Raw genomic sequence first — 6348 nt, 5'->3', positions numbered from 1 at the left:
TAAGTTTAAAAACATAATCGTATTTCATACAAAACCCCTTTCACTGGTTTTGTCCAGTAAAAGGGGTACATATCATCCGCGGATATAGAGGGGGTTTCTTAACATGTAAGACGTGCGTGCTTATTGAATCTGAGCAACCATAGTCATGTTAGTTGAGGTAATGTAGTCGCCTTGAGAAGGTGAAGTTTGTGGGTCACCAGCGGTAATAACAACAAGATCGCCCTTTTCTACACAACCATGATCTTTTGCCTCACGTAATGCGTTATAGCAGGTAGCAGAAAGTGAGCCTTGCTCAGGGGTTTTGTAAGAAGTAACACCCCAGTAGAAGCATGTCTTTCTGATTGCATGATTTGAAGGAGACATTGCAATGATTGGCAAACTAGGACGGAAGTTTGAGATAAGGCGTGCGGTACGACCTGAGTGAGTTGGGCAAATAATGCAATGTGCATGTACACGATTTGCGCACTCAACAGCTGCTAAACCAATTGCTGCGTTAACTTCGTCACCTGAATCGTGATAGATACCACGTTCAGCTAAGTATTTCTCGGTTTCTTTACAAACGGTTGCCATCATCTTTACAGCCTCAACAGGATATTTACCTGCTGCAGACTCGCCTGAGAGCATAACGCAGTCGGTACCATCATAAATTGCGTTGGCAACGTCGGTTACTTCTGCACGCGTTGGACGAGGATTTCTGATCATAGAATCAAGCATTTGAGTTGCGGTAATAACAGGCTTATACACCGAAGCACATTTGCTAATAATGCTCTTTTGAATGTGAGGAACTTTTGCAGGTGGAATCTCTACACCTAAGTCACCACGAGCAACCATAATACCGTCGGAGTGCTCAAGAATCTCGTCAAAGTTCTTTACACCAAGTGCGCATTCAATCTTGGGGAAGATATCAATGTGACGTTGACCTTGGCTAAAGCAGAGTTGACGGATTTCATCTACAGCAGCACCGTTACGGATGAACGAAGCAGCGATAGCGTCAATTCCAAGCTCGCAACCAAAGAGGATGTCTTTTTTATCTTGCTCGGTAACAGAAGGAAGACCAACTTCAACGTTAGGTACGTTTACACCCTTGCGCTCGCCAAGCTCACCACCGTTGTCAATGTTGCAGTACATGTCGGTACCTTCAACATGGTCAACAGTTAACTCAATTAAGCCGTCATCAATAAGAATGATGGAGCCTTTTTCTACTTCTTGAGGAAGACGCTTGTAGTCAAGCGAGAAGCGGTCTTTGTTTCCAATAACACCGTCATCAGTGGTAACGATGGTTTTTTCACCTGTTGTTAAAACAACTTTTTCGTGATTTTCAAGCTCACCCGTACGGATCTCTGGGCCTTTGGTGTCAAGCATAATAGCTACAGGAATACCGAGTTCTTGAGAAATACGGCGTACACGCTCGATATTTGTGCGGTGATACTCATGAGAACCATGGCTGAAGTTAAAGCGAGCAACATTCATGCCGCTCTTAATGATTTCACGTAAGATGTTATCATCCTCAGTAGCAGGACCCATGGTGCAGATGATTTTTGTTCTTTTCATCTATATCCTTTCACATGTGTTTATTTTGTATCCGCTATCATTGTAGTTGTTGTAGCAAAAAAATCTAGCATACAACGCTACGTTCTATAAACTCTTTACCTTCTGCATAACGTTCAGCATTTTCAAGGGTAACACGCGCAATTTGGCTGAGTGCTTCGTGTGTAAAGTATGCCTGGTGAGATGACATAACAACATTAGGGAATGCACACAGTTGGGTGGTAACAGATTCAAACACTTCGCTGGTACGGTCTTGATAGACGTTTGGACCCTCTTCTTCATAAACGTCCAAACCTGCTGCGCCAATTTTGCCAGAAATGATACCACGAATTAAAGCTTGTGTATCAACCAAGCCACCACGACCTGTGTTTACAAAGATAACACCAGGTTTCATCTTTGCAATTGCTTTGTCGTTAATCATGCGGTAGCTTTCATCGTTTAAGAAGGCATGCAGGCTGATAAGGTTAGATTCTGCATAGAGCTCGTCTAGGGAAACAAATCTATCAACACAGTGCTCTTCGTCTACCAATTTTTGATTAGGATACAAATCGTAACCCAAAACGGTCATGCCAAAGCCCTTGCAAATACGGCACAGAGCAGCACCAATACGACCACAGCCTACGATACCAGCTGTTTTTCCGTGTAAGGTGTCGCCAACAAGACCAGTAAGCGAGAAGTTGTTTTCACGAATACGATTGTAGCCTTTGCAAATGTGGCGGTTGGCTGCCAATGCCAAAGCCATTGCGTGTTCAGCGATTGCCTCGGGCGAATATGCAGGAACACGGGTAACTTTCATGCCAATTTCTTGAGCGGTTTTAACGTTTACGGCGTCAAATCCTGCGCATCTCATAAGAACAAGCTCAATACCTAAGCCTTTGAGTACTTCCAAAGTCATTGCTGATACGTTGGAGTTTACAAATGCACATACGGCGTCATAACCTTTTGCCAATGCTGCAGTTGTTGGAGTGAGTTCTACATCGGTGTAATCAAGTGTTACATGAGGGAAATCAGGTAACTCTTTGTTAAACGAATCCTTATCGTAGCTCATAGTTCCAAAAACAAGTACTTTCATGGCAACTCCTTTTACTAAAGGCTGTATTAAGATTATGTGCACTCGTACTAAGTGTGCACAAAATATTTAGGCAACCTTTAGTTTAACGCACTTTTAACACAGAGGGTATGAGTAAAACAGAAGTCCATATCACATTTTTAAATTCCATAATGTTAATTTTGGTTAACGGATAAAAGTGAGTGGTAAACGGTATAAATATGCAGAAATCATAGATACGTGTCTAGTAGTGATTTATGGAGTTGTTGTTATGGTTTTGTCGCGCGCGCCTTTTGTGCTGCTTAGTTTTTCATGCTATTTTTTCTATACAAAAGAATGACTATTACGAGGTATTTTCATTTAAATTGCGCGCAGTGTATGTATTAAACAATAAAAAAATACAATAAAGTGTATGCAATAAAAAATTACAGACAGCTTTGATTACTAGAATTCAAAAGCATAAGACCATTTACCGATAATTTTTGCATCTCAACAAATTTATACAATAACTCTTTTATTTTATGCGTAAGAAGTATGGTAGGCTTACACTGTGATATGTTATAAGAAACACGTGTAGCTTCGGCGGCTGCGCTTGCTGTTTTATACGCTCTACAAGGAGAAACTATGGATACACAACAAACCATCGTTGTTGCTTTAGGAGGAAATGCTTTAGGCAAAACTCCTCAACAGCAGCTGGCTCTTATTCAAAATACAGCAAAATCGCTTGTTGATATGATCGAGGAGGGTTATCGCGTAGTTATAACACATGGCAATGGTCCCCAGGTTGGGGCTATTAAAGTTTCTACCGATTATGCTTCTCAACATGGTGTTGGACCAGAAATTCCGTTTGCAGAGTGTGGCGCTATGTCGCAAGGCTACATTGGATATCATCTTCAGCAGGCAATGACCAACGAACTTGCTCGCAGGGATATACACAAACCTGTGGTGTCGGTAGTTACGCAAACGCTGGTAGATGCCGCAGATCCTGCGTTTCAACATCCTACTAAGCCGGTAGGTGCTTTTTATAGCGAAGCAGAAGCAAAAAAACGCATGGAGCACTCGGGCGATATCTATGTTGAGGATTCGGGGCGTGGATGGAGATGGGTAGTTGCTTCACCGCTTCCAACCTATATTGTAGAAACCGATACCATTAAGTCGCTGGTTGAAAATGGATGTGTTGTTATTGCTGCAGGTGGTGGTGGAATACCTGTTGTTAAGACTGAATCAGGTTATAAAGGCGTTGCAGCTGTTATCGATAAAGATAATACCGCAGCTTTACTTGCTCACGATATTAAAGCCGATCGCTTGGTTATTTTAACTGCGGTCGAAAAAGTTGCTATTAACTTTAATAAGCCCAATCAGCAAGACTTGGATGTAATAAGTGTTGAACAGGCAAAACAGTATAGTGATGAAGGTCAGTTTGCACCAGGATCTATGCTTCCTAAAATTTCTGCGTGCGTAAACTTTGTACAACAAACTCCTACAGGTGAGGCGCTCATTACCTCGCTTGAATGTGCAAAACAGGGGCTTTTGGGTAAGACGGGGACGCGCATTGTAGCTTAAGCAAGCACTTTGGGTACCTTATCGGGCAATTTAGTAATCATTTGACGTATGTGTGTTGGCACATACGTCTTTTTATATTTTCTTCTTGTGAATCTGGTGGGAACTTTCCAACTTTTTAGTCATAATATAAGAGGTCTTTTGAGGTAGGTACTTGGAGGATGTATGAACATCACAAGAAAGTCTTTTTTGTCACTTGCGTCGCTTGCAATGTTGTTTGCAGCAGGTTGCACCGCTCACACCGATGAACAACCTCAAGATACATCTGCAGCAACTTCGCCAGAGCCTGCGGTAAACTTGAGTGAATTTAAGGCGTTAGAGCTTAGGCGTGACGGTTGGAAATTTGATAAAGTTCACAACTGTTTTTATCAGCTTGCTGTTCCGTATTGTCTGCACCCTGCATCAAAAACGTATGGTTCTCTTTCAATTTATGTTCCTGGTACTTATTTTCTTGCAAAGAAAAAAGGCGATTTGTGGCAATGTACCACGCGCGAAGACGCGCAGCTAGGTGATTATACGCCTCAAACCGCTCCTATTGTTATGCCACTTAATTCGGCGTTCTTTACGCCTCAAGCATGTCCTAATGTTTATGAGTATGAAGGTATGCGCCGCTATCTTCAAGCTGGTATGATTTACGTTTATCCAGGTTTTAGAGGTAGAAGTTCTGGTTTTGAAAGCGATAAAAAAGAGGTCTTTTCGGGTGGTGCTCCTTGGGGCATTGTAGATCTTAAAAGTGCCATTCGCTTTTTACGTTACAATTCTTCGGTACTACCTGCTAATACCGATAATATTTTTACGCTTTCTTACGGAGCAGGTGCCACGATGAGCTCTGTTTTGGGTGCAAGTGGCGACAGCGAATTATATTCGGCGTATCTTAAAAAAGTTGGTGCGGCAACACATGACGGTCAGGGAAAAACAATCTCCGATAAAATTGCTGGCTGTGCATTATGGTGTCCTTTGCTTGATGCAGACTTAGGCAATTGTGCCTATGAATGGATGATGGGGCAATTTGTAACGGATGAGTCGCGTAAGTCAAATTCATTTAAAAAGCAGCTGTCTTTAGATCTTGCACAAGAATATGCTTTACGTTTGAATGATCTTGGTTTATGTGACGATCAAAATGAGCGTTTGCTGCTTTCAAAGTTAGACGATGGAAGCTATTGCGATGGATCATACTACAATTATGTAATGAAGACGCTTACCGATGCCGCTACTAATTTTATTACGCATACACAGTTCCCCTACATACAAACTCCTTCGCGTTTAATAGAGCCTTCTTTTCCAGGTAATTTAAACCAAAAACAGGAAAAAAGTTCAGCAAAAGGACAGCCGTCTGCAGAATCTTCGCAGGATGCGTCCGCTAAAAAGAAAGATGACAAAGCTCAAACAACTGATGCCGCTCAAGCCTCAGAACAGTCGTCTTCGGGAGTTTCAAAAGTACAAGGAATATCTTACGAAACACCTGCAAGCTATCTTGCAGCGCTTAATAGTGATACGCGCTGGATTACCTATTCTTCGTCAAAAGGAACAGTATCTATCAGTAATCTATGGGATTTTGTGAAACATTACAAGGTTCCCAATAAAGCGGTATGTGCTTTTGACGCTCTGGATAAATCTACGCCCAGCAATCAACTTTTTGGAATTGATAACGAATCTACCTTGCATTTTGATGCACACATTGCACATGTGCTTACCGAGCATCAGGACGCGTATAAAAAAGATTCCACCTTTGATTCAAAGCTTGTTGATGCTTTTAATCAAGATCTTGAGAAAAAAGATGCTTTGGGCTCCACGCAACAAACTCGTATTAATGCACTTAATCCGCTTTATAACTTATGTGGCTCAAGCGAAGGTTTTGGTAAAGCACAAGTTGCACCGTTTTGGCGTATTAATACCGGGCTTATGCAGCAGGCATCACCTTTAACTACCGAGCTTAATTTGGTAGCTGCTCTTAAACATTATGATGGTGTAAAAGACGTTCAGTTTACCCCCGTATGGGATAAGGGCTTTGAGCTTGCCGAAATTAAAGGGCATCCGCAAGATAACGCTATCCAATGGATAGGTGTATGTGTTAAGCAGCTCGTTTCCCTTCAGGAACAGCAAAAACAAAAGGCCGAAGAACAAGATCAAAACGCCGATCAAAATGATAGCGATCAATCAGATTCCTAACATTTGTGTGATACTACATATAG

General features: G+C 41.9%; 4 protein-coding genes. 2 read left to right on the top strand and 2 right to left on the bottom strand.

Features of this window, described 5'->3' with window-relative positions:
* Window positions 1–120: 120 nt before the first annotated feature.
* Together pyk and AC1DBT_RS04765 are read right to left on the bottom strand one after the other, a co-directional pair.
* Window positions 121–1551, bottom strand: a complete 1431-nt coding sequence (pyk, locus tag AC1DBT_RS04770) for a pyruvate kinase (RefSeq protein ID WP_480018809.1) — start codon at window positions 1549–1551, stop codon at window positions 121–123.
* Between the two features lie 64 nt (window positions 1552–1615).
* The gene (locus AC1DBT_RS04765) at window positions 1616–2620 is read right to left on the bottom strand and encodes a 2-hydroxyacid dehydrogenase (RefSeq protein ID WP_420027804.1); all 1005 of its coding nucleotides are present in this window, start codon (window positions 2618–2620) and stop codon (window positions 1616–1618) included.
* 600 nt (window positions 2621–3220) lie between these two features.
* Between AC1DBT_RS04765 and arcC the strand changes: the two genes are divergently transcribed.
* Entirely contained in the window at window positions 3221–4159 is a 939-nt protein-coding gene (gene arcC, locus AC1DBT_RS04760) for a carbamate kinase (protein WP_480018808.1), read from the top strand.
* Window positions 4160–4321: 162 nt separating this feature from the next.
* The gene (locus AC1DBT_RS04755; RefSeq protein WP_480018807.1) at window positions 4322–6325 is read left to right on the top strand and encodes a subtype A tannase; all 2004 of its coding nucleotides are present in this window, start codon (window positions 4322–4324) and stop codon (window positions 6323–6325) included.
* The last annotated feature ends 23 nt before the right edge of the window (window positions 6326–6348 follow it).

It is taken from the genome of Fannyhessea sp. C0108B2 (genome assembly GCF_056583915.1).
The sequence above is the reverse complement of the archived record's forward strand: the minus strand, read 5'-3'. Positions and strand labels throughout refer to the sequence as shown.